This window comes from Streptomyces sp. NPDC029526 (assembly GCF_040637405.1).
Lineage (GTDB): Bacteria > Actinomycetota > Actinomycetes > Streptomycetales > Streptomycetaceae > Streptomyces.
In genome coordinates this window covers 58,059-82,366 of record NZ_JBEZWE010000007.1, presented here as the reverse complement: position 1 = coordinate 82,366, position 24,308 = coordinate 58,059, and the positions used below count along the sequence as shown (strand labels likewise).

The following is a 24,308-nucleotide window of genomic DNA, read 5'->3' as shown; positions in this document are numbered from 1 at the left end:
GACGACGAAGGCTTCAGTGAACGCTTGCGTTCACTGTCGGGGAACTCCTACCGTTGAGCCCAACAGTGAACGCAAGCGTTCACTGAACGACCTGTGGGGGATCCATCGTGACAACCTCTCCATTGCTCCAGGACCGGAAGCCGGGAGCGGCCCGCCGGGGCGGACGCCCCGGCCTCGCGCTCACCGTCATCGCGCTGTGCCAACTGATGGTGGTACTCGATGTCACGATTGTGAACATCGCGCTTCCGCACATCCAGACCGCACTCGCCTTCAGCACCACCGACCTGACCTGGGTGGTCAGCGCCTACACCCTCACCTTCGGCGGCCTGCTGCTGCTCGGCGGCCGGGCGGGGGACATCCTCGGCCGGCGCCGCGTCTTCATGACCGGCATCCTGCTCTTCACCTTCGCCTCGCTGCTCGGCGGCCTCGCCCAGGAGCCCTGGCAGCTGCTGCTCGCCCGCGTCCTGCAGGGTGCGGGCGGCGCCATCGCCTCGCCCACCGCGCTGGCGCTCATCACCACCACGTTTCCCGAGGGCCCGGCACGAAACCGGGCCTTCGGCGTCTTCGCGGCCGTCTCCGCCGGCGGTGGTGCCATCGGCCTGCTCGCCGGCGGCATGCTGACCGAGTGGCTCGACTGGCGGTGGGTGCTGTTCGTCAACGTGCCCATCGGTCTGCTGATCGCCGTGCTCGCGCCGCTGTACATCAACGAGTCCGAACGTCACACCGGCCGGTTCGACATCGCGGGCGCCGTCACCTCGACGGCCGGCATGGCCTCCCTCGTCTACGGCTTCATCCGCGCGGCGGAGGAGGGCTGGCGGGACGGCCTGACGATCGGCTCGTTCGTCGCCGCCGGGGTCCTCCTGGCCGCCTTCGCGCTCATCGAGTCCCGGGCCAGGGAGCCGATCACCCCGCTGCGGATGTTCGCCGACCGCAACCGCTCGGGCACGTACGTGATCATGCTCAGCCTGTCCGCGGCGATGTTCGGCATGTTCTTCTACATCATCCTCTTCGTGCAGAACGTGCTCGGCTACAGCCCGATCCAGGCGGGGCTGGCCTTCCTGCCGGTCACCGTGGTGATCGCCCTGGGAGCGGGGGTGTCGCAGCGCTTCCTGCCCGTGTTCGGGCCCAAACCGTTCATGCTGATCGGTTCGGCTCTGGCGGCGCTCGGGCTGGCGTGGCAGACCCTGATCACCCCGGACAGCTCCTACGCCACCGGCATCCTGGGGCCGATGCTCGTCTTCGGCCTCGGCATGGGCCTGAACTTCGTGACCCTCACCCTCACCGCCGTCTCCGGTGTGGCCCAGCACGAGGCGGGTGCGGCCTCCGGGCTGCTCAACGCCACCCAGCAGGTGGGCGGCTCGGTGGGCCTGGCCCTCCTCACCACGGTGTTCGGTTCCGCCAGCCGGGACGAGGCGCAACAGCAGATCCCGCGCTTCCTCGCCGAGGGGACGCCGCAGCAGCAGGCGGAGTTCGCCCGGACGCAGCAGCTTCCGGCGCCCTGGGGACACGAGGTGCTCACGGAAGGCATCGCGCAGGCCTTCGTCCCCGCCGCGGCGATGGCCACGCTGGCCCTGGCCACCGCGTGGTTCGTCATCCGCGTCCGCAGGAGCGACCTGGAGGCGCTGTCCGGCACGGCAGGGCCCGGGCTCGGCTGACACCCGCCCGAAGGACACCCGTCCACCGCGCGCCGCCTGCCCGTCGCGCGCCCTCCCCGGCCGGCCCCCGGCATCCGTCACGGACCCCGTGAGGGCACCGGGGCCGGCGCGCGACGGGCGGCGGAGACGGATGCGTGCACCGCCGGGCGCATCGCGTCGCTCCGCCCAGGTCGCACGGGCCACGGCGATCCCGGTGACCGGCGTCCACGCGATACGGCGCAGCACGCCCACGTCCACGCCCACGCCGCTCACCCCCTGTCCCCCGCGATGCACATGCCCGGTCGGCCACCGTCGTCACACCGGCTGCGCCTCCTCGACGCCCGCCGTCTCTCCCGCTCCCCGCCTCTCCCACCCGTCGTTTCGCCCGCCCGGCGTTTCGCTCGCCCGGCGCCCTGTGGCGTACCGGATCCCGCACTCCGGCGCGTGGCGCGCGGGCTCCCACACGACCGCACGCCGCATGACTCATGCCTCATGCCGCTGTCGACTTCCCAACGGATGGCGATCACACAGAGTTCCCGCCGCACACGCAGCGTCAGATTCCCGGAAGAGGCGGCACCGGAAGAGGCACCGGCGAGAGTCGTGACCGGACTCCCGGAAAGGAGGTCAGGATCCCTGGGTGGCCGGCCCCTGCGACAGGGTCGCGCTCAGCCACTCCGGCAGCGCCTCGGTCCTGTCCAGCCACTCCGCCGGGGGTGCCCCCGCCTCCCCTGCGGCCACCACCCCGCCCACGATGGCGCACGTGGTGTCCACGTCGCCGCCGGCCTGTGCGGTCGTCCAGAAGGCGTCCGCGTAGTCGTTCAGGGAGCGGGCGGCCGACCAGAGCGCGAAGGGCACCGTGTCGTGGGCCGTGGTGCGCCGCCCGCAGCCGAGGACGGCGGCGACGGTCGCCGCGTCGCCGTAGTCGAGCATGTCCCGGGCCCGGCGCAGCCCCGCGCCGACCGCGCTCCGGGCCGGCACCAGCCCGATCACACCGTCCAGCAGGGCCTCCGGCCCGGGCGGCGCGTCGGCACCGGCGACCAGGGCGGCCGCGGCGGCGACGGCCATCGCGCCGACCACGGCCTCCCGGTGCTGATGGGTGGGGTAGGCGGAGATCTCGGCCTGGTGGGTGGCCTGTTCGGGATCGTCCGCGTACCAGGCGCCCAGCGGGGCGATCCGCATCGCGGCGCCGTTGCCCCAGGAGCCCTGCCCGTTGAAGAGCGCCGCGGCCGGCTTCCGCCAGTCCCCGCCCTCGCGGACCCGGCCCAGCAGCCGGCTCACCGTCCGGCCGTACCCCCGCTCGGCGTCATGGCGCTCGGCGAGGGACCGGGCCAGCGCGTCCTGGTCGATCCGCCGGTGCGCGGCGAGCACGGCCACGACGGAACAGGCCGTCTCGGTGTCGTCGGTCCAGCGCCACGGCGCCGGGGGCAGGGTCCGGCTGCGGAGCAGGGCATGGTGCACGGGCATGGAGAACTGGGAGCCCAGCGCGTCCCCCACCGACAGTCCGCGCAGGCCGGTCAGGGCGCGCTCCTGGCGCGCGGCGGGAGAGGAGTCAGTGGTCATGGCGCAGCCACCTTAGCCGGTGATCCCGTACGGTTCCGGGTCCCGCCAGCGTTCGAACCGTCGATGGAGGTAAGGGCACCGTTGCCATCCGGTGTCGAGGGCTCCATCAGCAGCAGCTCCGGAATGACCGTGCACCGCACCTGCAACATCACCTTGTCGGGGTCCGGCAGCGTCGTCCCGGGGAAGCCGACCAAGCGCTCCATTACGGCCTCCAGACCACCAGTCGCCCCCCACTTGACCCAGTGGTTCATCAAGGTCGTGTACGGCACGGGAGCCTCCAGAGCCCGCCAGGGCACACCGTCGGGCCGTCAAGGCCATCACCCGCACCGAGCCCCGACGGGTGCCGCTGCCGGTGCCGTGCCCGAGCTGAGGGACGTTGACGCTCGTCAAGGAGGACCACTCCGGATGGGCCGCCGAGTGCATCCTGTGCCCGTCGGTCCGCTTGGACGAGCAGGACTACCGGCAGCTCGTCCAGCGGGCCTACCAGGCCGTCAGCGCGACTGGGGAGGCCTGACGCCCGTGCACTTCCGCAGGAGCCCCGCACCCTTGGAGGGTGCGGGGCCTTCCCCGTCTCCGGCTCCCGTCAGCCGGACCGACAGGGCCCTCCTCTTGGTCGCCCTGGTCGCCGGGATCGCCGTGACGGCCTACAGCGAGTGGCAGTTCGCCCTCCTGGTCGGCATCCACCCCGCCGTGGCCCCGCTGTTCCCGGTCGCCGTCGACACCTACGTGGCGGCCTCCGTGCGGGCAGGCCAGGGGCGGGACATCGCGGCATCGCTGGGCGTCACGGGCGGTTGCCAGGTAGGTGCCCATCTGCTGAGTACGGGCCACATCAGCGCCTCCGTCAGCTTGCTCGCCGCCGTCAGCTTGGTGGCGCCCATCGTGATCTGGAGGGTGCACGCCCTCGCCAAGATCGGGAAGGCCCCCGTCAGCACAGGGGCCACCATCGTCACTCCGAACATGACGGAGCAGCCGACGGTGAACGTCGCCGGAAGCGGTGCTGCTCCGTGGAAGCCCGGCCCGAAGTGGCCTCCCGCCCTTCAGCCGCCCACCGTCAAGGCCGTCAGCCCTGCTCTGACGCCCCGCCCGGAGGTAGTGATGGACCAGAGCCCCGAGCCGGAGAAGACCGCTGAGAGCTCTCAGAGGGCCCGAGCGGACGAGTTGGTGAGGGCGCTCTACGACCAGCTTGGCGGCAAGAGGCCGGGGACCCGGCACATCCGTCAGGCCCTGGCTGACGAGGGTCTCCCCAACTCCGAGGGAACTGCGAGATCTGTTCGTCTGCGTGTTGAGGCCAAGGAGCCGCTGCTGAAGGTATTGCCTCCCGCCTGAGGGCTCAGACGAGCGGCAGCTCAATACGTCGCGCACTTGCCCGATTCGGCATCCGTCTCGTGACGGAGCCGACATCATGAAACAGCAACTCGAAACAGGAGGAGCAGCGTGGCTAGGGCCAGGTGGATGTGTCAGGCGTGTGGTGCGGCACTCCCAGGAGAATCCGAACCGATCACATCTCGGCACGCCCGACTCGTGACCCACGAGATCAAGCCCGTGCCCTGGGTGCCCCACAAATACGGCAAGCCGACGTCCAGCCCCGTCTCGCCCGGCTCTCAACAGACTCCTCATGGATGCCTGGCGTGCATCTCCGCGACCGCCCTGGTCGTCGGGCTGATCACTTCTGTCATATGGCACGACGATGAGTACTGCCAGCGGAATCCGGACGCCGGGCCCGGCATGCGTGTGGACAGGTACTGCTACGAGGTCCTCGCCGAATCAAGCACCTGGGAGGCAATGATGGGCGAGATCGGTGGATGGCTGATCTTGGGGAGCATCGTCGGCTTCCTCGTCGCCTTGTGGTGGTTCTTCCGGCACCACCTCCGCGAGCGGTGAGCCGGCCGCTGAGGACTTGACGGGATCAGCCCCATGGGGTTGGTCCCGTCGGCATGATGACCCGCATGAACGACTTCTTGGACAAGCTCTGGTCGATGGAGTTCGGTGCGGCACTGGCAGGTGCCTTCGTGGGTGGCATCGCCAGCATCGCGGGAGCGTGGATGCAAAGCCGGTTCTCCAACAAGGCATCGCGGGAGACCTTGGCCAAGGCGTCCGCCACTACGGCGTACGAAGCCCTCGGGACCATCAAGGAGATGATGGCGGGCAAGTCCTTCCAGGGCGCCGGAACCCCGGAGGCCAGGGCGGAGTGGAACCGGGAGCGCTCGGTCCTGGTGATACGGGCCATGGGAGCGGCTAACCTCCTGCCGAAGTCGCAGGAACAGCGGCGAACCCAGGCGAGGAAGGCCATGAGCCTGATCAAGGACTGGGACGGCCTAATGCTGTGGTCCGATCACGCAGCGGTCACCCACCTACTCGTTAGCGAGGCCCGGAAGCAGTTGGGGACCTTCGTGCGGGACGAGAAGGCGCCCCCGGTGCGGAACATGGAAGCCGTGACGCAGGAGGAGCTGAAGCGACTGCGCCGGGAAAGGCTGATCGACAGGCTCAAAGATCTGGAGCGGGAGGGCGCGGAACGAGGCCTGGACGATCCGGAAGACATCGAGGAGGCCAACCAAATCAAGGCCGAATTGGGCGTCCAGCACAGCAGGGAGCTGGACCCGTCATGACGCCCGTCAGTCCGGCTTAGGAGGGAACTGTGCAACCAGAGATGGTAGCCGGGCTGTTCGGTCTCGGAGGAGCCCTAGTGGGCGCTGTCGTGTCCACAGGGGCGGTCATATGGCAGCAGCGAAAGATCGCCCATGAAGCCGAGCGCGTACATCTGCTCGGCCTAGCCGAAGCGGCTGCCAACGAGGTGATCCGGCTGAGCTACGAGCTTCAGGACCACTTTGGCCAGGTTGTAGTGGACCCCAATAACAGCGGGCACTGGGGCTGGCTCTCCCGAGTGGAAGAGCTGAGTCGATCATTGGAACAGCAGTCCCTCAGGTTTGCGGACCCGAAGGTTCAGTACCTCCTGGCCTGGATCCAGTCCGAGATGCTCCGTGATCCGGTGAGGCTCAGCCAGGATGAAAACGGGCCGCAGACCGCTCCGTACTGGACTCTGTGTGCGGACCTCAGGACTGTCATGGGGACCGTCCTGCGGCGACAGCCATTTCCTGAGGACAAATGGGAGAGCTACGCGGAGACGTCGCGCCTACCCCGCAGCCCTTCCTACTGAGGTTGAACTCGTGGTGTAGTAAGGGCTGACGGGCGGCAGTCGCCTGCGGTATCACCGGTGCATGCGGTTTCCACAAGGGGGCGGGCTGACCGCCGAACGACAGCAGTTCCGCGAGGGGTTACGGCTTCAGGCGGCCGAGCGGTTCGCCCGCGGCGAGGCGAGTTCGGCGATCGCCAAGGACCTGCGCGTCAGTGTCCGATCGGTGCAGCGATGGCGGCAGGCGTGGGACGACGGCGGGCCGCGTGCTCTGCGGTCGCAGGGCCCGGCGTCGTTGCCGAGGCTGAGCGGCGAGCAGTTCGCCCAGCTGGAGGTGGAGCTGGCCAAGGGGCCGGCCGCGCACGGCTGGGAGGACCAGCGCTGGACCCTGCGCCGGATCAAGACCGTGATCGGTCGGCGCTTCCACCTGGCCTACACCATCCAGGGCGTGCGCAAGCTGTTGGTGCGCAATGGCTGGTCCTGCCAGGTCCCCGCCCGCCGGGCCCTGGAACGCGACGACGATGCCGTGGCCGGCTGGGTGAAGGAGACCTGGCCCTGCGCGGAAGACTCGCGGCGGCCCGTGGAGCCTGGCTCGTCTTCGAGGACGAAGCCGGCTTCTCCATGACGCCGCCGCACGCGAAGACCTGGTCGCCCCGTGGCCGCACCCCGGTGCTGCGGGTCCGCGGCCACTCCCGCAGACGCATCTCCATCGCAGCGTTGACCTGCTACAAACCCGGCCACCGCTCGAGGCTGATCTACCGGCCCCGCCGCGACGACGGCAAGCGCGACGGACGCAAGAGCTTCTCCTGGCGCGACTACCGCGACCTGCTGACCACAGCACACCAGCAGCTCGGCGGCCCGATCGTCCTCATCCGGGACAATCTCAACGTCCACAAGGCCGCCGACCTGCGCAAATGGGCGGCAGCCCGGGACTGGCTGACCATCTACTACCTGCCGCCCTACGCACCCGACCTCAACCCCGTCGAAGGCATCTGGTCCCTGCTACGGCGCGGCTGGCTCTCCAACGTCGCCTTCAGCACCCCCGAACACCTCGCCCAGCGCATCCGGCGCGGTCTCGCCACATCCAGTACCGCAGCCACCTCATAGACGGCTGCCTCGCCGAGACGGGACTGACCATCACCCCCTAATCACCGAAGACGACATCACGAGTTCAACCTCAGTAACTCTGAGCGGGTTTGACGAGATGGCCGCCCTCCGGGACATCCTCGGCCCTTCGAACGAGGCCTACGAACAGCTCCAGACGGCAACCATCAGCTCCTTCTTCGGGAGCGACTCGGGCACGAACTGAAAACTCCCCGAAAGCCCCGGTCACCCGGCCGGGGCTTTCGCATACCCCCACCCGCGCCGGGTCTTCCTGCGCACACCCACGCAAGGAGGTCCCCTTGATACCTGAACTGATCTGGGTCATAGCCGCAGCCGAAGAGGCCAGCGGCGGCCCCGACATCGGCAAACTGCTGGGCACCTTCGTCCAGTACGGCATGGTCGGCGTGTTCGCGCTCCTGATGGTCCTGGGCATCGTCGTGCCGAAGTGGGCCATGACCGCCCTCACCACCGAGAAGGACAACTGGCGCACGGCGTTCGAGTAGGAGCGGGCGGCCCACCAGGTCACCCGGGAGCAGCTCGCGAAGGCCGAGGAGCGCGGGGATGTCGCGACCGAACAGGGGAAGGCGATGACCAGGCTCCTCCAGGAGCTTCGCCAGTCCCACGTCTCCGGGAGCGTCTGATCATGTGGGCCTTTCCCCGAAACACACACCCGTCTCCCGAGTCGGAGACCGCGCTGAGGGCCGCCGAGAAGTCCCTCCAGCAGGCGAAGGCCCACCACTCCGAGGTCGAGGCCAAGCTCAGCGAGAGCAGGCGGGTGAAAGAACAGCTCCAGGCCCACAACAGGGTCGCCTACTCCGACTTCATCCAGGGCATCGTCCTCAGGCAGAGGCCCTCCGCGGCCTCCTGAGCCGTCCCAGAGCCGCCCCTCCGGGGGTGCTTTTCCTTTCCCCAGCAGCCCCCTCCGGGTAACGCGTCACGGCACCGGAGGAGGACGAGACCGGGGCCTACTGTCCCGAGCACGGGGTGACCCTGTTGTGAAACCCTCCCGACTTCGACTGGGGTGGCCTGCTCATCGAGCCTGAGCACCCTCACGATGCTCAGGAGTCGGCCTCCTGCGACGTCCGACAAGACCCCTGAGGAGCTGCCGTGCAGAGCAGCGCGTTCCCCTGGCTGAGTGACCTCACGGACGAGGAGGCCTACGCGTTCCTGGACGAGGTGATCCGGGCCGCTCAGGACGCCGGGACCCACACCGCCTTCCTCCACGCGCTCGACACCCTCGTGGATCAGCACTTCCCCACCCCCACACTCCCTCGCGGGGTCATGCCGTAGAGGCTCCCCCGTCCCGTGAGGGCAGGGAAGAGCCCCGGCCGTCCGTGCGGTCGGGGCTCTTCGCTGTTCAGTCCTCGTCCTCGATCTCGTCGTCGTCCTCGATGTCTTCGATCTTGTCGTCCACGAGGTCGGGGCGACGGAACTGGACATCCCGCTCCCGGGTCCAGCGGTAAGACCAGTCGATCTCGGTGGTGATCTCCTTGATGCTGTCAGGCGGCAGCACCTTCCGGGCCTCCCGGATGGCTGCTTCCACGGCTGCCTCGTAGGCGGCTCGGGCACGCTGGTACTGGACCTTCGACCCTTCCGTCTGAAGGTCGAAGTCGATCGTGATCGTCAGGTGCCTCGGCGTAGGCTCCTTGGCCACAGGTCCCCCCTGGTGATGTTGTGGGCAATCAGTATCGACTGGCGCCTGGGCGGGCGCGGGCTGTACGCCGAAAACTCTGAAGTGAACGTGCAAATCGGAAACCGTGGTGGGCGACCTTGAGCACGTCCGCCAGAGCCCGCTGGGCCAGGGGTTCCAGGTCCCCGAGCAGCAGCAGGCGCAGGCCCGCCGTGCGGACGAGCGTGATCACGCTGGCGCCGTTCAGGCTTTCCGGTGCGGGAGGCGACAGGCGCGCGGGGTGCCCAGCGCGACCGACGGCTCCACCAATCCCCGTGAGGGCAGAGAAGAGCCCCGGCCGTCCGTGCGGTCGGGGCTCTTCGCGTGGTCCTACTGGCAGTCCTGCCCGGTGAGGAGCCGCGACTTTGGGACCTAGCTCTTCAGGCAGGCCCGTTTGTGCAGGTCAGGCGGGTAGAAGCACCGAAAACTCACAGGGTGCCCTACTTCCAACGTTCGAAGGGCCGGTCGAGGGTGTACTTGCCGTTCTCCCCCAGGACGAGCATGCGCATCTCGGCGTTCCTGGGGTTCGACAGCGACTCGAACTCCGCCACCGTCCAGTGGAACCAACGCATGCAGAACAGCCGCATCGCGAGGCCGTGCGTCACGATGAGCACGTTCGGGGGGTGGTGAGGGTCCTCGAAGCTGCGCCACAGGCTCTCCAGGAAGCCGCCGACCCGGTCGTAGACGTCGGCACCGGACTCGCCCTGGGCGAAGCGGTAGTAGAAGTGGCCGTAGGCGTCCCGGTACGCCTTCTGCAGGCGCACGTCGGCATGGTTCTGCCAGTTGCCCCAGTCCTGTTCGCGCAGTCGCGGTTCCTCCCGCACGCGTATCAGCGCGGGGTCGAGTTCGAAGGCGCTCAGCGTCTGGTGCGTGCGCCGGTACGGGGAGACGTACACGCTGACCCGCTCACCGCCGAAGACGTCGCGCAAGCGCTTGCCCGTCTCCCGCGCCTGCCTCCGGCCCCTCTCGGTGAGGGCCAGCGCGTGATCGGGTTCGCGCTCGTAGACGGTGTCGTCAACATTGCCCGTTGATTCACCGTGCCGGACAAGGACGATGCGCCGTGGTCGTGCCATGTCCAGAACCCTAGATCGGGTGACGCCCGGACGAGCACCCGAAGGGGCCGCATACCGCGCAGGTCACACACTTCCTGCACGACAGGCCACACCGGGACGCGCTCCGGGAGCGTGCGGCGTCAGACCGTCCAGGTCGGTTCCATGTCCACGACAGCACCGGTGAGGGCCGCGACGTCGGCCTCCGTCTGCGCCCGCAGGGCCAGCCGCTCCACCCGTTCGGTGCGGTACTTGCCGTACTCGGCGGCCGACCGCCACATCGACAGCACCATGAACTCGTTGCCCGGGGCCTGGCCCAGCATCCCCCGGATCATGCCGGGCGATCCGGCCATGGCCGGGTTCCACACCTTCTCCTGCATCAGCATGTAGTGCTCCGCGCGCTCCTCGTGGACACGGCACAGCGCCACCCGCAGCAGATCGGCGTCCGTGAAGCGCGGTTCGAAGCCGGTCTTCACGTCGAAACGGTGGTCGAAGAGCCTGACCTGGGCGTCCTTGAACGTGCCGGACTGGGCCGTCGCGAGCCGGTCGTGGGAGCGGGCCATGAAGGAGTCGTAGAAGGCACGGCTCTCCCAGAACGAGAACACGTGCGCCACGTCCGGTCGGCCCCGGCTCCAGCCTCCGCCCTGCCCGCGAAACCCCGGCTCCCCCAGAAGCCCCGCCCACTTCCGCTGCCCCCGTTCGAACCCGCGGCGGTCCACCACGGTGCAGCGAATCCACTTGACCAGCACCGCGCCATCGTAAGGCCCGGCACGTGGCGCCGGTCACCCTCGGACGCACTGCCTGGCGGCGCACCGGTCCCCGTGCGTGGCAGGATGGACAACCCACCGCGCCCGCCCGGCGGTTGGGGGCGCACAGCGGTCGGCGGGCGGCACGGTCCCGGGGAAGGGGAGAGCGGTGCACGATCTCAACAAGGGCTTCGGCAGGATCGAGATCTCGCTGAAGTGGGACCCCAGTCCGGCGGGACGGCCCGCCACGGATCTGGACATCGTCGCGGCCCCCTACCCGGTGAGCGATCCGTACGGCGACCCCGCCTACGTGGTGCACTTCGACAGCCGCTCGCCCGACGGCACCATCACCCTGAACCGGGACAGCACGGACGGATTGGGCCTCGGCTTCGACGAGGTCATGACGGTGGAACTGGACCGGATGCACGAGCGGTACGCGCGGGTGGTCGTCGGGGTCGTCATCCAGCAGCAGAGCCCGCTGACCTTCGCCGGGGTGAGCCGGCCCGGCCTGCGCATCCGCGAGGGGTACGACGTGCTCTCGGAGAGCGACTTCTCCGGCGTGCCCGGTGCCACGGCGGCCGTGGTGGCGGAGTTCCGCCGGGAGGGCACGGGCCCCTGGGAGGCCGACTTCGCCATCCGGGGCTTCGATGAGGACCCGGCGACCTTCACCCGCGTCATGGGAGCGGCCCGCAGGCCCTGAGACGGGCCACGGGGCCTCTTGATCATGGACCGGAGACCTGTCACGGGAGCAGCCGCCGCGACAGGTTTCCGGTGCCGCTCTCTGGTGCCGCACCTCGCGTCCCGCGCGACGGCCGGGCGCCGAGCGCGACGAAGGCGGTGGAGCCGGAACCGGCTCCACCGCCTCGAACTACTGCCTCACGCCCTGAAGGCGCCCGGTATCAGCTGCAGCCGCTGGTCGAACCGCAGCCCTCGCAGATGTAGCAGGAGCCGGCGCGCTGCATCTTGGTACCGCAGGAGAAGCACAGCGGGGCGTCGGCCTGGATGCCCAGCTGCATCTCCACCAGTTCGGCGCTGGTGTGGGCCTGCTGGGGCGCCGGCTTGGCCGCCTCCTCGGCCTCGGCCTGCGGCAGGGCCACCGACTTCAGCTCCTGGGCGCGCGGGGCCGACTGGGCCAGACCCTCGACGTCGACCTCGTCGTCGTCCAGGGACTGCTCGTAGGACCCCGTCTCCAGGTGCCGCTGGCGCTCCTCGGCGGAGTGGATGCCGAGGGCGGAGCGGGTCTCGAAGGGCAGGAAGTCCAGCGCCAGGCGGCGGAAGATGTAGTCGACGATCGACTGCGCCATCCGCACGTCCGGGTCGTCCGTCATGCCGGCCGGCTCGAAGCGCATGTTGGTGAACTTCGAGACGTACGTCTCCAGCGGCACGCCGTACTGGAGGCCCACGGAGACGGCGATGGAGAAGGCGTCCATCATGCCCGCGAGGGTCGAGCCCTGCTTGGACATCTTCAGGAAGACCTCGCCGAGACCGTCGTCCGGGTAGGAGTTGGCGGTCATGTAGCCCTCGGCGCCACCGACGGTGAACGAGGTGGTGATGCCGGGGCGGCCCTTCGGGAGGCGCTTGCGGACCGGGCGGTACTCGACGACCTTCTCGACCGCGGCGCGGATCGTCTCCTCGGCCTTTTCGGTGACCTCGGCCTTCTCCTCCTTCTTCTTGGCGGAGAGCGGCTGGCCGACCTTGCAGTTGTCGCGGTAGATCGCGAGGGCCTTGACGCCGAGCTTCCAGGCCTCGTAGTAGATCTCCTCGACCTCCTCGACGGTCGCCGTCTCCGGCATGTTGACCGTCTTGGAGATGGCGCCGGAGATCCACGGCTGGATCGCGGCCATCATGCGCACGTGGCCCATCGGGGAGATGGCACGCTCGCCCATGGCGCAGTCGAACACCTCGTAGTGCTCCTGCTTGAGGCCGGGGGCGTCGATCACGTTGCCGTGGTCGGCGATGTGGGCGACGATCGCCTCGATCTGCTCCTCCTGGTAGCCCAGGCGGCGCAGGGCCTGCGGGACGGTGCCGTTGACGATCTGCATCGAGCCGCCGCCGACCAGCTTCTTGAACTTGACCAGCGCGAGGTCCGGCTCGACACCGGTGGTGTCGCAGGACATCGCCAGGCCGATGGTGCCGGTGGGGGCGAGCACGGAGGCCTGGGAGTTGCGGAAGCCGTTCTTCTCGCCGAGGCGCAGCACGTCCTGCCAGGCCTCGGTGGCGGCGGCCCACACCGGGGTGTCCAGGTCGTCCATGCGCAGGGCCGCGCCGTTGGCGTCGGAGTGCTGCTTCATGACGCGCTTGTGGGCGTCGGCGTTGCGGGCGTAGCCGTCGTACGGGCCGACGACCGCGGCGAGTTCCGCGGAGCGGCGGTAGGCGGTGCCGGTCATCAGGGAGGTGATGGACCCGGCGAGGGAGCGGCCGCCGTCGGAGTCGTACGCGTGGCCGGTGGCCATCAGCAGGGCGCCGAGGTTGGCGTAGCCGATGCCGAGCTGGCGGAAGGCGCGGGTGTTCTCGCCGATCTTCTGGGTCGGGAAGTCGGCGAAGCAGATCGAGATGTCCATCGCGGTGATGACCAGCTCGACGACCTTCTGGAAGCGCTCGGTCTCGAAGGACTGGTTGCCCTTGCCGTCGTCCTTGAGGAACTTCATCAGGTTCAGCGAGGCCAGGTTGCAGGACGTGTTGTCCAGGTGCATGTACTCGCTGCACGGGTTCGACGCGGTGATCCGGCCGGACTCGGGGCAGGTGTGCCAGTTGTTGATCGTGTCGTCGTACTGGATGCCGGGGTCGGCGCAGGCCCAGGCGGCCTCGGCGATCTTGCGGAAGAGGTGCTTGGCGTCGACGTCCTCGATGACCTCGCCGGTCATCCGGGCGCGCAGGCCGAACCGGCCGCCCTCCTCGACCGCCTTCATGAACTCGTCGTTCACGCGGACCGAGTTGTTGGCGTTCTGGTACTGGACGGAGGCGATGTCGTCGCCGCCCAGGTCCATGTCGAAGCCCGCGTCGCGCAGGACGCGGATCTTCTCCTCCTCCTTGACCTTGGTCTCGATGAAGTCCTCGATGTCCGGGTGGTCCACGTCGAGGACGACCATCTTGGCCGCGCGGCGGGTGGCGCCACCGGACTTGATGGTGCCGGCGGAGGCGTCGGCACCGCGCATGAAGGAGACCGGGCCGGAGGCGTTGCCGCCGGAGGACAGCAGTTCCTTGGAGGAGCGGATCCGGGAGAGGTTCAGGCCGGCGCCGGAGCCGCCCTTGAAGATCATGCCCTCTTCCTTGTACCAGTCGAGGATCGACTCCATGGAGTCGTCGACGGACAGGATGAAGCAGGCGGACACCTGCTGGGGCTGCGGGGTGCCCACGTTGAACCAGACGGGGCTGTTGAAGCTGAAGATCTGGTGCAGGAGGGCGTACGCCAGTTCGTGCTCGAAGATCTCGGCGTCGGCGGGCGAGGCGAAGTACTTGTGGTCCTCACCGGCCTTCCGGTACGTCTTCACGATCCGGTCGATCAGCTGCCTCAGGCTGGTCTCGCGCTGCGGCGTGCCCACGGCACCGCGGAAGTACTTGCTGGTGACGATGTTGACCGCGTTCACCGACCAGAAGTCGGGGAACTCCACGCCGCGCTGCTCGAAGTTCACCGAGCCGTCGCGCCAGTTGGTCATCACGACGTCACGGCGCTCCCAGGCCACCTCGTCGTACGGGTGGACGCCGGGGGTGGTGTGAACGCGCTCGACCCGCAGCCCCTTGCCGGTCTTGCCGCCCTTGGCGCGGGAACTCCGTGCCGGACCGCTCGCCGTCTCTGTCATGCCGCCTCCCTGTACGGGCGAAAACGCCCTGAAGTGCCCCGATGTTCCCGTGGCACGGTGTTCTGTCTGGTGCTGCGGGCACGACTCGCCTCGCCCGCAGCCGCTTCTTCTCCCCGCCGCCGACCGGCCGGCCCGTTCCGGACCTGGATCCCGGGCCCGGCCCTGCTGTCAGCCGGCGGCGTGGGCGGGTTCGTGGACCTCACCGGTCCCGCCGGACCCGCTGTCGTTCTCCCGGCTCCCCGCGACCGCGCCCTCGCGGTCACCGCCGTCCTCCCCGTCCCCGCCGTCTCCACCCGGGGTCCCCGCCCGCCTGAGCTCCGCGATCGCCGCCTCGAAGTCCTCGAGCGAGTCGAAGGCCCGGTAGACGGAGGCGAACCGCAGGTAGGCGACGAGGTCGAGTTCCTGCAACGGGCCGAGTATGGCCAGCCCCACGTCGTGGGTGGTCAGCTCGGCGCTTCCGGTGGCCCGCACCGCCTCCTCGACCCGCTGGCCGAGCTGGGCCAGCGCGTCCTCGGTGACCGGCCGTCCCTGGCACGCCTTGCGCACGCCGTTGATGACCTTGGTGCGGCTGAAGGGTTCGGTGACCCCGGACCGCTTGACCACCATGAGCGAGCACGTCTCCACGGTCGTGAAACGACGGGAGCAGTCGGGGCACTGGCGGCGCCTGCGGATCGACGTGCCGTCGTCCGTCGTACGGCTGTCGACGACACGGCTGTCGGGGTGCCTGCAGAAGGGGCAGTGCATGAAATCCCAACCCTCCTCACAGCAGACTCAATGGCCTCGCCGGGCCACTCGGGCCCCACGAAGCAGCACCAGCATAGGCGATCTCCGAGCCCCGGAAGACCCGGGGGACCACAACTTCTGGGCTGCCTGAGCAATCCAACCACTAGATGTGGGATTTGGCTCATACATACACGCCGTGCACGCGCGTCGCCTACCGCCCCCACGGCAGCACCCGTGTGCCCGCTGTCGCGCGCCGTACACCCGGGGGACGCGGCGCCGCTGCGGGGACCTGGCGGCATCGCCTCGGTGGGGTGCCGCCGAGTCCGCCCGATGCGACCGGGAGGGGTCCGCGGGCAGCCCGCGGGCGGTGCGTGCGCGAGGGGCCGGGCGCGCGACGGGACACACAGGACCCACGGGAAAGAGGGCCGCTCCCCGGACGGCCGGGGAGCGGATGGCAGACTGGGCCCGCATCGGAACGGGACCGTCGGACGGGGTCGCCGCACCGGCCGCGAGATTACACCAATGATCCCGTTTGTCCGACAGGCCCCCGACGGTCATCGGACGGCAGCGCGGCAGCCAATACACCCCGACCCCGGTTCGCGGGCCACAATTCGCGATTTTTCACTCGAACGTGTGTTTGGCGCAACCTTTCGAAAGCTACTACCGTTGTGCTGCAGGGAGACCATCGAGAGGGGCCGACGTGACCACCACCGCAGACAGTGCCACCATCACTGCCCAGGACCGCCCCCAGGGCCGGCCCGAGCCGGTGCATGTGATGAACGAAGCCGCGAGTCCCGAGACGCACAAGCGCTCCCTGCCGGGCCGACCTCCCGGCATCCGGGCGGACAGCTCCGGGCTCACCGACCGCCAGCGCCGGGTGATCGAAGTCATCCGGGACTCCGTGCAGCGGCGGGGCTATCCGCCGTCGATGCGGGAGATCGGCCAGGCGGTCGGACTCTCCAGCACCTCCTCCGTGGCGCACCAGCTGATGGCGCTGGAGCGCAAGGGCTTCCTGCGCCGCGACCCGCACCGGCCGCGCGCCTACGAGGTGCGCGGCTCCGACCAGGCCGCCTCCGTCCAGCCCACGGACACCACCGGCAAGCCCGCGGCGTCGTACGTGCCGCTGGTCGGCCGCATCGCCGCCGGTGGCCCGATCCTCGCCGAGGAGTCGGTCGAGGACGTGTTCCCCCTCCCGCGCCAGCTCGTCGGCGACGGTGAGCTGTTCGTCCTCAAGGTCGTCGGCGACTCCATGATCGAGGCTGCGATCTGCGACGGCGACTGGGTGACGGTCCGGCGCCAGCCCGTGGCGGAGAACGGCGACATCGTCGCCGCGATGCTCGACGGCGAGGCCACGGTCAAGCGTTTCAAGCGCGAGGACGGCCACGTCTGGCTGCTCCCCCACAACGCGGCCTACGAGCCGATCCCCGGCGACGACGCGACCATCCTCGGCAAGGTGGTGGCCGTACTGCGGCGCGTCTGAGCCGGTGTGGGGCCGCGTCACCGCCGCCCCGCCCCCGACCGGGCCCCGGGACCCCTGCGCCGGTTCCGGGGTCCTGCTCTGTCCGGGGCCCAGCTCTGTCCGGGGCCCTGCTCTGTCCGAGGGCCTGCTCCGTCCGCGGCCGGAAGCCGGTCGCGGCGCCCGGAGCCCCGCGGCCGGAGGCCCTGCGGTCCGGAGCCCTGCGGCCCGGGGTCCTGCGGCCCGGGGTCCTGCGGCCCGGGGTCCTGCGGCCCGGGGTCCTCGTCGAGGGTCGTGCCCGGATGCCGCGCCGTCGGCGCTCCGTCAGGGAACGTCCCGGGACGCCGAAGGCGGACGGACCCGGTGTCCGGGCGTCCCCCTATCGCGGGTTAGCCTGTCGCGGCCGCGACAGGCTAACCCGCGATCACTGCGCCTCCGTCCCCGCCCCCGGCTCCCCCTCGCGGCCGGACTCCGCCTCGGCCCGCCGGGCCGCCGCGTCGATCGCGGCGAGCGACTTCCTGACCTGGTTCGGGTCCGTGGTGTACCAGAAGTCGGGCAGGGACGCCTTCAGATAGCTCCCGTAACGTGCCGTCGCCAGCCGCTGGTCCAGCACCGCCACGACACCGCGGTCGCCCGAGGCCCGGACGAGCCGGCCCGCCCCCTGGGCCATCAGCAGCGCGGCATGGGTCGCCGCCACCGCCATGAAGCCGTTGCCGCCCGCCTCCTCCACGGCCTTCTGCCGGGCGCTCATCAACGGGTCGTCCGGACGCGGGAACGGGATCTTGTCCATGACCACGAGCTGGCAGCTCGGGCCCGGCACGTCGACGCCCTGCCACAGCGACAGGGTGCCGAAGAGGCAGGTCCCGGGGTCGGCAGCGAAGTTCTTGATCAGTTCGCCGAGCGTCTCCTCGCCCTGGAGGAGGATCGGGAACTCCGGGATGCGGCTGCGGAGCTCCTCCGCGGCGAGCTGAGCGGCCCGCATGGAGGAGAACAGCCCGAGCGTGCGGCCGCCCGCCGCCTGGATCAGCTCGGTGAGTTCGTCCAGCATGTCGCCGCGGTCCCCGTCGCGGGCCGGGCGGGCCAGGTGACGGGCGACGTACAGGATGCCCTGCCGGGGGTAGTCGAACGGCGAGCCGACGTCGACGCCCTTCCACTCCGGCAGGTCGTCGCCGGAACTGCCCTCGGGCCCGAGGCCCAGGGAGGCCGCCACCCCGTTGAAGTCGCCGCCCAGCTTGAGGGTGGCGGAGGTGAGGATCACCGAGCGCTCGGTGAAGAGCTTCTCGCGCAGCAGCCCGGAGACGGACATCGGGGCGACGCGCAGCGAGGCGCCGCCGGGCCGGTAGGCGCTCCCGCCGCGGGACTCGTTGCGCTCGTACCAGACGACGTCCCACTCGGAGCCGTTGGTGATCCGCTCCGCCACGTCGTGCACGCTCTCCACCGAGGCCAGCGCCTGCTTGCGGACCGCGTCCTCGTCCTGGACGGACTTGTCGCGGGTGCCGCCGATCGCGGAGATCACCGTGCGGCAGGCGTCGCGCAGCGCCATCAGCGCGTAGCCGAGGTCCTCGGGGATCTCCTCGAGCCGGCCGGGGAGGGCGAGTTCCATCAGCCGCTCGAAGCCCTCGGCGGCGGTCTGGAGCTGGTCGGCGGCCTTCTCGTTGACCAGTTTGGCGGCGCGCCGCACGGCCCGGTTCACCTGGCCGGGGGTGAGCTCGCCGGTGGCGACGCCGGTCACCCGGGACACCAGTTCGTGGGCCTCGTCGACGATCAGCACCTCGTGCTTCGGCAGCACCGGGGCGCCCTCGATCGCGTCGATGGCGAGCAGGGCGTGGTTGGTGACCACGACCTCCGCCAGCTTGGCGCGCTCCCGGGCCATCTCGGCGAAGCACTCGGCCCCGTAGGCGCACTTCGAGGCGCCCAGGCACTCCCGGGACGACACCGACACCTGGGACCAGGCCCGGTCGGAGACACCGGGCGTGAGGTTGTCACGGTCCCCGGTCTCCGTCTCCTCGGACCAGTCGCGCAGCCGCAGCAGGTCCTGGCCCAGTCTGCTGGTCGGGGCGGCCGCCTCGAACTGGTCGAAGAGCCCCTCCTCCTCGTCCTGCGGCATGCCCTCGTGGAGCCGGTGCAGGCAGAGGTAGTTCGACCTGCCCTTCAGCATCGCGAACTCGGGACGGCGGCGCAGCAGGGGATGCAGTGCCTCCACCGTGCGGGGCAGGTCCCGCTCCACCAGCTGCCGCTGGAGGGCCAGGGTGGCCGTCGCCACCACCACTCTTCCCCAGCCCTCGGCCGACGGGGTGCCCATGCCGTGCGCGAGCGCGGGCACCAGGTACCCCAGGGACTTTCCGGTGCCGGTGCCGGCCTGGACCAGCAGATGGGAACCGTCGTCGATCGCCTCGGCGACGGATTCGGCCATGGTCACCTGACCGGGGCGCTCCGTGCCGCCGACAGCGGTGACGGCGGCATGCAGGAGTTCGGGGAGTGAGGGCTTCGTCATAGCGCGACCACCCTACGGCCCGGCACTGACAAACGGGCGATCACGCCGTTCCGGGCGGGACGTCCGGGTCGGTCACCGCCTTGTGGACCCGCGCCGTGCCCCTCCTCGACCGGGGGTCGCCACCGACCGGGGCGGTCACTGGAGGGCTGCCCGCGTCCCGTCCTGGCACGGACGGGACGGGACTGACGGGACGGGACGCGGGCAGCCGGCCCTCCCTGCACCACTCGGCGCACCGGTGCGAGGACGGGGGTTGCCTCAAGATCCCTGCCGTGACGGAACCGTTGCCGTTCCGTCGGATGTCCCCCACAGCAACCGCATAGTGTGTGGTGCCGTTCCCAGGACCGTGAGTTCGGCCAGGACTCGTTCGGGTCCGGGGCCGGGGGCACGGCCACTGCGCCACGTTCGTCCACACCAGGGGGAGTCAGATCATGCGATCCACACGGCCGTCGTTCACCGTCCGCTCAGGGGGGAGGCCGCGCCGCAGAACCTCCCCCGTCCTGACCGCCGTGGCGCTCGCCTCGGCGCTCGCCCTCACCGCCACCGCCTGCGACTCGGGGGGTGCCGACGCGAGTGAGGAGCCGTCGGCGACCGCGGCGGCCGACGACGGCAAGCTGCGGATCCCGGACGACATCCGGGACAAGCTGAAGGAACACGGGATCGACATCGACAAGTGGCGGGACGGCGCCTGGAAGGACTGGAGCAAGGACGACTGGCTGCGCGAGGCCAACGAGTTCATCAACCCGATCATCGAGGACCTGTGGGACCCGGACCGCATGCGGGACGCGGAGGAGCCGGACCAGGGCGTCGACGAGAGCGACATCGACGGGGACCAGGGCGTCACCGACCCGACCCCGCAGCCGGTGCAGGCGGAGGCGGTGCAGCCGTCGTACCACTCCAACGCCCCCACGGCGGGCAAGGTGTTCTTCGACTCCCCCGAGGGCACCATGGTGTGCTCGGCGACCGTCGTGAAGGACCCGGCCAACCCGGGGAAGTCCAACATGGTGTGGACCGCGGGCCACTGCGTGCACGCCGGCAAGAAGGGCGGCTGGTACCGCAACATCGCCTTCGTGCCGTCGTACAACGACTCGGGCATGTCCACCAAGGAGCTGGAGGGCGCGGCCAAGGAGGAGGTCGCTCCCTACGGTGTCTGGTGGGGCGACTGGGCACAGACCTCGGACCAGTGGATCGAGCAGGGCGGTTCCACCGGCGGTGACGGCGCCGCGCACGACTTCGCCGTGATCCACGTGACGCCGGAGAAGGGTGGCGACGGCAAGTCGCTGGAGGAGACGGTCGGTTCTGCACTGCCGGTGGACTTCGACGCCCCCGCGGTGCCGGACATGAAGAGCGTGACGGCGATCGGCTACCCGGCCGCGCCGCCGTACGACGGACAGACGCTGTACCGCTGTGAGGACCGGCCGGGCCGGCTGTCCATCGCCGCCTCGGATCCGACGATGTACCGCATCGGGTGCAGCATGACCGCCGGTTCGTCCGGTGGCGGCTGGGTCGCGACCGGCTCGGACGGCAAGCCGGCGCTGGTGTCCAACACCTCCATCGGCCCGGTCACCTCGGGCTGGCTGGCCGGTCCGCGGCTGGGTGCCGACGCCAAGGGCGTGTACGACGCGGTCAGCGACAAGTTCGCCGGGCAGTGACCCGGTTCCCGGGCCCGCGCGCCGACGCGCACGCGGGCCCGGGGCGCAAGGACCCCGGGGCGCAAGGACCCCGGGGCGCAAGGACCCCGGGGCGCAAGGACCCCGGGGCGCCGGAAGCCCGGCACGAGCCGGTGCTCCCGCGGCGCCCGGGAGTGCGGCCCGGAGTAGTGGGCGCCGGGGCCCGGGCCGCGCAGCAGGCGCGCACCGCGCTGCGCGCGCCCGTAGGCGCACCGTTCCACCGAGGCCGGCCCGGGCGGCGTTCCCGCCCGGCAGGGCACATGCATCGTTTTCCAACGGGGGGGTCAACGCATCATGAGGTCATTCCGTCCATCCGCATCCCGTCCATCGACGTCCTGTCCGTCCGCTGCCGGTTCGTCCGCTGCCGGTTCGTCCGCTGCCGGTTCGTCCGCCGCTGGTTCGTCCCTCTCCCGCGCGTCCGCCACCCGCGCGTCCGCTACCCGTAGTTCCGGGAGTCGCCGGCCGGGGCGGCGCCGCACCCTACTGGCCGCCACCGGGCTCCTCGCCGCCCTGGCGCTGACCGCGACCGCGTGCGGCGGCTCGTCCGGGAACGAGGCGGGCGGCAAGCCCGCGTCGGGCGCGTCCGGGGCGGCGGACGACGCCGACGGCAAGGCCTCCCTCCCGTCCGACCTCACCGACCGGCTGAAGGAACACGGCATCGACGTCGAGCGGTGGAAGGACGGCGGCTGGAAGGACTGGGACCGGGACACCTGGCTCAGCGAGGCCAAGGACTTCGTCAACCCGGTGATCGAGGGCCTGTGGAAGCCGGAGCGGATGCGCGCCGCCGAGGAGGCGGAGAAGACCGTCTCGACGAAGGACGCGCGGGCGGCCGCGGGGGTCAGTGACCCCGAGCCGGCACCGGTCCGGGCCCAGGCCGAGCAGACTCCGTACCACGAGCACGCGGCCCCCGTCGGCAAGGTCTTCTTCGACTCCCCCGACGGCCCGAGCGTCTGTTCCGGCACGGTCGTCAAGGACGTGAACCGTCCCGGGAAGTCCAACCTGGTGTGGACGGCCGGGCACTGCGTGCACGCCGGTGCGGGCGGCGGCTGGTACCGAAACCTCGTCTTCGTCCCGGCGTACAACGACCTCGGCCGGTCCGGCGGCGAACTCACCGACGCCGACCCGGCCGAGATCGCCCCCTACGGCAACTGGTGGGCCGACTGGGCGTCGACGTCCAACGGCTGGATCCAGGGCGGTTCGGAGTCGGGGGGTGCCGGGGCGCCGCACGACTACGCGGTGCTGCACGTGCAGCCGGAGCGGGGCGGCGCGTCCCTGGAGGAGACCGTCGGCGGAGCGCTGGAGGTGGACTTCTCCGCCCCGACCGCCGCCGAGGCGGGCCGGATGGGCGCGTGGGGGTACCCGGCGGCGGCGCCCTACGACGGGCTGCGGATGTTCAAGTGCCTGGACGCGCCCGGCCGCTTCTCCCTCTCCGCGAACCTGCCGACGATGTACCGGATCGGCTGCACGATGACCGGCGGCTCCTCGGGCGGCGGATGGTTCCGGGTCCGCGACGGCCGGACGGTCCTGGTCTCCAACACCTCGATCGGTCCGGCCGACCACACCTGGCTCGCGGGCCCGCAGCTCGGCCGGGACGCCGAGGCCCTGTACCAGAACATGAGCCGGACCCACGGCGGCCGGTGAGCCGAACCGATCCCACGACGGCCGGTGAGCTGAGCCGCAAGGGCCTCGACGGTACCGACGGCGAAGACCCGCCCCTGCCGGAGCAGGGGCGGGTCTCTTCGTGCGGGCGGCCGGTCAGCCGGCCGGGCTCGGTACGTACGGCGCCAGTTCGGCGGCGAGTTCCTCGTGCACCCGCAACTTGAGCTGGGTGCCCTCCGGGGTGTGCTCCTCGGAGATCACCTCGCCCTCGTCGTGGGCGCGGGCCACCAGCTGGCCGTGGGTGTACGGGACGAGCACCTCGATCTCCACCGACGGGCGGGGCAGCTCCTGGTCGATGTAGGCCAGCAGTTGCTCGATGCCCTGGCCGGTGCGGGCCGAGACCGCGATGGAGCGCTTCTCCATGCGCAGCAGTCGCTGGAGGGTGAGCGGATCGGCGGCGTCCGCCTTGTTGATCACGACGATCTCGGGCACGTCGGTGGCTCCGACGTCCCGGATCACCTCACGCACGGCCGCCAGCTGCTCCTCGGGCGCCGGGTGCGAGCCGTCCACCACGTGCAGGATCAGGTCGGAGTCGCCGACCTCCTCCATGGTGGAGCGGAACGCCTCGACCAGGTGGTGCGGCAGGTGTCGCACGAAGCCGACGGTGTCCGCCAGCGTGTACAGCCGCCCGCTGGGGGTCTCGGCCCGGCGCACGGTCGGGTCGAGGGTGGCGAACAGGGCGTTCTCCACCAGCACGCCCGCGCCCGTGAGGCGGTTGAGCAGCGAGGACTTGCCGGCGTTGGTGTAGCCCGCGATCGCGACGGAGGGCACCTTGTTGCGCCGGCGTTCCTGACGCTTGATCTCGCGGCCGGTCTTCATCTCCGCGATCTCCCGGCGCATCTTCGCCATCTTTTCGCGGATGCGGCGCCGGTCGGTCTCGATCTTGGTCTCACCGGGACCGCGGGTGGCGAGGCCGCCGCCCTTGCCGCCGCCCATCTGCCGGGACAGCGACTGACCCCAGCCGCGCAGGCGCGGCAGCATGTACTGCATCTGCGCGAGCGAGACCTGCGCCTTGCCCTCACGGGACTTGGCGTGCTGGGCGAAGATGTCGAGGATCAGCGCCGTGCGGTCGATGACCTTGACCTTGACGACGTCCTCGAGGTGGATGAGCTGTCCGGGGCTGAGCTCACCGTCGCAGATGACGGTGTCCGCGCCCGTCTCCAGCACGATGTCCCGCAGCTGCTCGGCCTTGCCGGAGCCGATGTAGGTGGACGCGTCGGGCTTGTCGCGGCGCTGGATCACACCGTCGAGCACGAGGGCCCCGGCCGTCTCGGCGAGGGCGGCGAGTTCCGCCAGGGAGTTCTCCGCCTCCCGCGCGGTACCGGTCGTCCAGACGCCGACGAGGACCACCCGCTCCAGGCGGAGCTGCCGGTACTCGACCTCGGTGACGTCCTCGAGTTCGGTGGACAGGCCGACGACGCGACGCAGGGCCGCGCGCTCGGTGCGGTCGAACTGGTCGCCGTCCCGCTCTCCGTCGATCTCGAAGCTCCAGGCGACGTCCTCTTCCATCAGGGCATCGGCCCGAAGACCCTCGGGGTGGCTCTGCGTGCGGCGCTTGGTGTCCTGGGAAGGGGAAGAAGAGGAGGTCATTGGATCCTTACGTAGATGGGAAACCGT

General features: G+C 70.4%; 23 protein-coding genes and 2 pseudogenes. 15 read left to right on the top strand and 10 right to left on the bottom strand.

All coding sequences use genetic code 11. The features are described 5' to 3' along the window. Positions 1-107 precede the first annotated feature (107 nt). Positions 108-1,655, top strand: a complete 1,548-nt coding sequence (locus tag AB0F01_RS18080) for an MFS transporter (RefSeq protein WP_362096231.1) — start codon at positions 108-110, stop codon at positions 1,653-1,655. A 603-nt stretch (positions 1,656-2,258) separates the two neighbouring features. Here AB0F01_RS18080 and AB0F01_RS18075 read toward each other — a convergent pair. After that, a complete protein-coding gene (locus AB0F01_RS18075; protein ID WP_362096228.1) occupies positions 2,259-3,194 on the bottom strand; it encodes an ADP-ribosylglycohydrolase family protein in 936 nt (311 codons plus the stop codon). Next, entirely contained in the window at positions 3,191-3,463 is a 273-nt protein-coding gene (locus AB0F01_RS18070) for a hypothetical protein (RefSeq protein WP_362096225.1), read from the bottom strand. The genes AB0F01_RS18075 and AB0F01_RS18070 overlap by 4 nt, the downstream gene beginning before the upstream one ends. 107 nt (positions 3,464-3,570) lie before the next feature. Between AB0F01_RS18070 and AB0F01_RS18065 the strand changes: the two genes are divergently transcribed. The 10 genes and pseudogenes from AB0F01_RS18065 to AB0F01_RS18020 all read left to right on the top strand — a co-directional run bounded on the left by AB0F01_RS18065 (position 3,571) and on the right by AB0F01_RS18020 (position 8,718). Then, positions 3,571-3,708 (top strand): hypothetical protein, encoded by a 138-nt coding sequence (locus tag AB0F01_RS18065; RefSeq protein WP_362096223.1) that lies wholly within the window; start codon positions 3,571-3,573, stop codon positions 3,706-3,708. 95 nt (positions 3,709-3,803) lie between these two features. Next, positions 3,804-4,520 carry a hypothetical protein gene (locus tag AB0F01_RS18060; RefSeq protein ID WP_362096221.1) on the top strand — a complete coding sequence of 239 codons (717 nt, stop codon included), beginning with the start codon at positions 3,804-3,806 and terminating at the stop codon, positions 4,518-4,520. 399 nt (positions 4,521-4,919) lie between these two features. Further along, complete coding sequence (locus AB0F01_RS18055; protein ID WP_362096219.1) at positions 4,920-5,075, top strand: hypothetical protein; 156 nt, start codon at positions 4,920-4,922, stop codon at positions 5,073-5,075. A 65-nt stretch (positions 5,076-5,140) separates the two neighbouring features. Then, positions 5,141-5,800 carry a hypothetical protein gene (locus AB0F01_RS18050; protein WP_362096216.1) on the top strand — a complete coding sequence of 220 codons (660 nt, stop codon included), beginning with the start codon at positions 5,141-5,143 and terminating at the stop codon, positions 5,798-5,800. Positions 5,801-5,829: 29 nt separating this feature from the next. Continuing rightward, positions 5,830-6,348, top strand: coding sequence for a hypothetical protein (locus tag AB0F01_RS18045; RefSeq protein WP_362096213.1), 519 nt, complete (start codon positions 5,830-5,832; stop codon positions 6,346-6,348). 61 nt (positions 6,349-6,409) lie between these two features. Next, positions 6,410-6,949 carry a winged helix-turn-helix domain-containing protein gene (locus tag AB0F01_RS18040; protein ID WP_362096210.1) on the top strand — a complete coding sequence of 180 codons (540 nt, stop codon included), beginning with the start codon at positions 6,410-6,412 and terminating at the stop codon, positions 6,947-6,949. Then, a pseudogene (locus tag AB0F01_RS18035) lies at positions 6,946-7,472 on the top strand (transposase). Before AB0F01_RS18040 ends, AB0F01_RS18035 begins: the two are co-directional and overlap by 4 nt. 255 nt (positions 7,473-7,727) lie before the next feature. Continuing rightward, entirely contained in the window at positions 7,728-7,931 is a 204-nt protein-coding gene (locus AB0F01_RS18030) for a hypothetical protein (RefSeq protein ID WP_362096208.1), read from the top strand. A gap of 140 nt (positions 7,932-8,071) precedes the next feature. Beyond that, positions 8,072-8,296, top strand: a complete 225-nt coding sequence (locus tag AB0F01_RS18025) for a hypothetical protein (RefSeq protein ID WP_362096205.1) — start codon at positions 8,072-8,074, stop codon at positions 8,294-8,296. A gap of 239 nt (positions 8,297-8,535) precedes the next feature. Further along, entirely contained in the window at positions 8,536-8,718 is a 183-nt protein-coding gene (locus AB0F01_RS18020) for a hypothetical protein (RefSeq protein ID WP_362096203.1), read from the top strand. A gap of 67 nt (positions 8,719-8,785) precedes the next feature. Here the strand turns inward: AB0F01_RS18020 and AB0F01_RS18015 are convergent, their stop codons facing one another. From AB0F01_RS18015 to AB0F01_RS18000, 4 genes and pseudogenes are all read right to left on the bottom strand, one after another. Next, positions 8,786-9,082, bottom strand: a complete 297-nt coding sequence (locus AB0F01_RS18015) for a hypothetical protein (RefSeq protein WP_362096200.1) — start codon at positions 9,080-9,082, stop codon at positions 8,786-8,788. A 28-nt stretch (positions 9,083-9,110) separates the two neighbouring features. Then, a pseudogene (locus AB0F01_RS18010) lies at positions 9,111-9,314 on the bottom strand (hypothetical protein); the annotation flags it as partial. A gap of 223 nt (positions 9,315-9,537) precedes the next feature. Then, positions 9,538-10,170 carry a histidine phosphatase family protein gene (locus tag AB0F01_RS18005; RefSeq protein WP_362096197.1) on the bottom strand — a complete coding sequence of 211 codons (633 nt, stop codon included), beginning with the start codon at positions 10,168-10,170 and terminating at the stop codon, positions 9,538-9,540. A gap of 119 nt (positions 10,171-10,289) precedes the next feature. Then, the gene (locus tag AB0F01_RS18000) at positions 10,290-10,895 is read right to left on the bottom strand and encodes a YdbC family protein (protein ID WP_362096194.1); all 606 of its coding nucleotides are present in this window, start codon (positions 10,893-10,895) and stop codon (positions 10,290-10,292) included. A 166-nt stretch (positions 10,896-11,061) separates the two neighbouring features. Between AB0F01_RS18000 and AB0F01_RS17995 the strand changes: the two genes are divergently transcribed. Then, entirely contained in the window at positions 11,062-11,592 is a 531-nt protein-coding gene (locus tag AB0F01_RS17995; RefSeq protein ID WP_362096191.1) for a TerD family protein, read from the top strand. 199 nt (positions 11,593-11,791) lie between these two features. Here the strand turns inward: AB0F01_RS17995 and AB0F01_RS17990 are convergent, their stop codons facing one another. Together AB0F01_RS17990 and nrdR are read right to left on the bottom strand one after the other, a co-directional pair. After that, the gene (locus AB0F01_RS17990) at positions 11,792-14,692 is read right to left on the bottom strand and encodes a vitamin B12-dependent ribonucleotide reductase (RefSeq protein WP_362096188.1); all 2,901 of its coding nucleotides are present in this window, start codon (positions 14,690-14,692) and stop codon (positions 11,792-11,794) included. A gap of 168 nt (positions 14,693-14,860) precedes the next feature. Next, positions 14,861-15,436, bottom strand: a complete 576-nt coding sequence (nrdR, locus tag AB0F01_RS17985; protein WP_362096186.1) for a transcriptional regulator NrdR — start codon at positions 15,434-15,436, stop codon at positions 14,861-14,863. Between the two features lie 679 nt (positions 15,437-16,115). Between nrdR and lexA the strand changes: the two genes are divergently transcribed. Next, complete coding sequence (gene lexA, locus AB0F01_RS17980; RefSeq protein WP_362096184.1) at positions 16,116-16,895, top strand: transcriptional repressor LexA; 780 nt, start codon at positions 16,116-16,118, stop codon at positions 16,893-16,895. 400 nt (positions 16,896-17,295) lie between these two features. Here the strand turns inward: lexA and AB0F01_RS17975 are convergent, their stop codons facing one another. Then, the gene (locus AB0F01_RS17975) at positions 17,296-19,365 is read right to left on the bottom strand and encodes an ATP-dependent DNA helicase (RefSeq protein ID WP_362096181.1); all 2,070 of its coding nucleotides are present in this window, start codon (positions 19,363-19,365) and stop codon (positions 17,296-17,298) included. A gap of 428 nt (positions 19,366-19,793) precedes the next feature. On the opposite strand from AB0F01_RS17975, the gene AB0F01_RS17970 reads away from it, so the two are divergent. Both AB0F01_RS17970 and AB0F01_RS17965 read left to right on the top strand, forming a co-directional pair. Continuing rightward, the gene (locus AB0F01_RS17970) at positions 19,794-21,014 is read left to right on the top strand and encodes a hypothetical protein (RefSeq protein WP_362096178.1); all 1,221 of its coding nucleotides are present in this window, start codon (positions 19,794-19,796) and stop codon (positions 21,012-21,014) included. A 312-nt stretch (positions 21,015-21,326) separates the two neighbouring features. Next, complete coding sequence (locus AB0F01_RS17965; protein ID WP_362096175.1) at positions 21,327-22,673, top strand: hypothetical protein; 1,347 nt, start codon at positions 21,327-21,329, stop codon at positions 22,671-22,673. 114 nt (positions 22,674-22,787) lie between these two features. Here AB0F01_RS17965 and hflX read toward each other — a convergent pair whose 3' ends face one another. Further along, the gene (hflX, locus tag AB0F01_RS17960; RefSeq protein WP_362096172.1) at positions 22,788-24,281 is read right to left on the bottom strand and encodes a GTPase HflX; all 1,494 of its coding nucleotides are present in this window, start codon (positions 24,279-24,281) and stop codon (positions 22,788-22,790) included. Positions 24,282-24,308 lie beyond the last annotated feature (27 nt).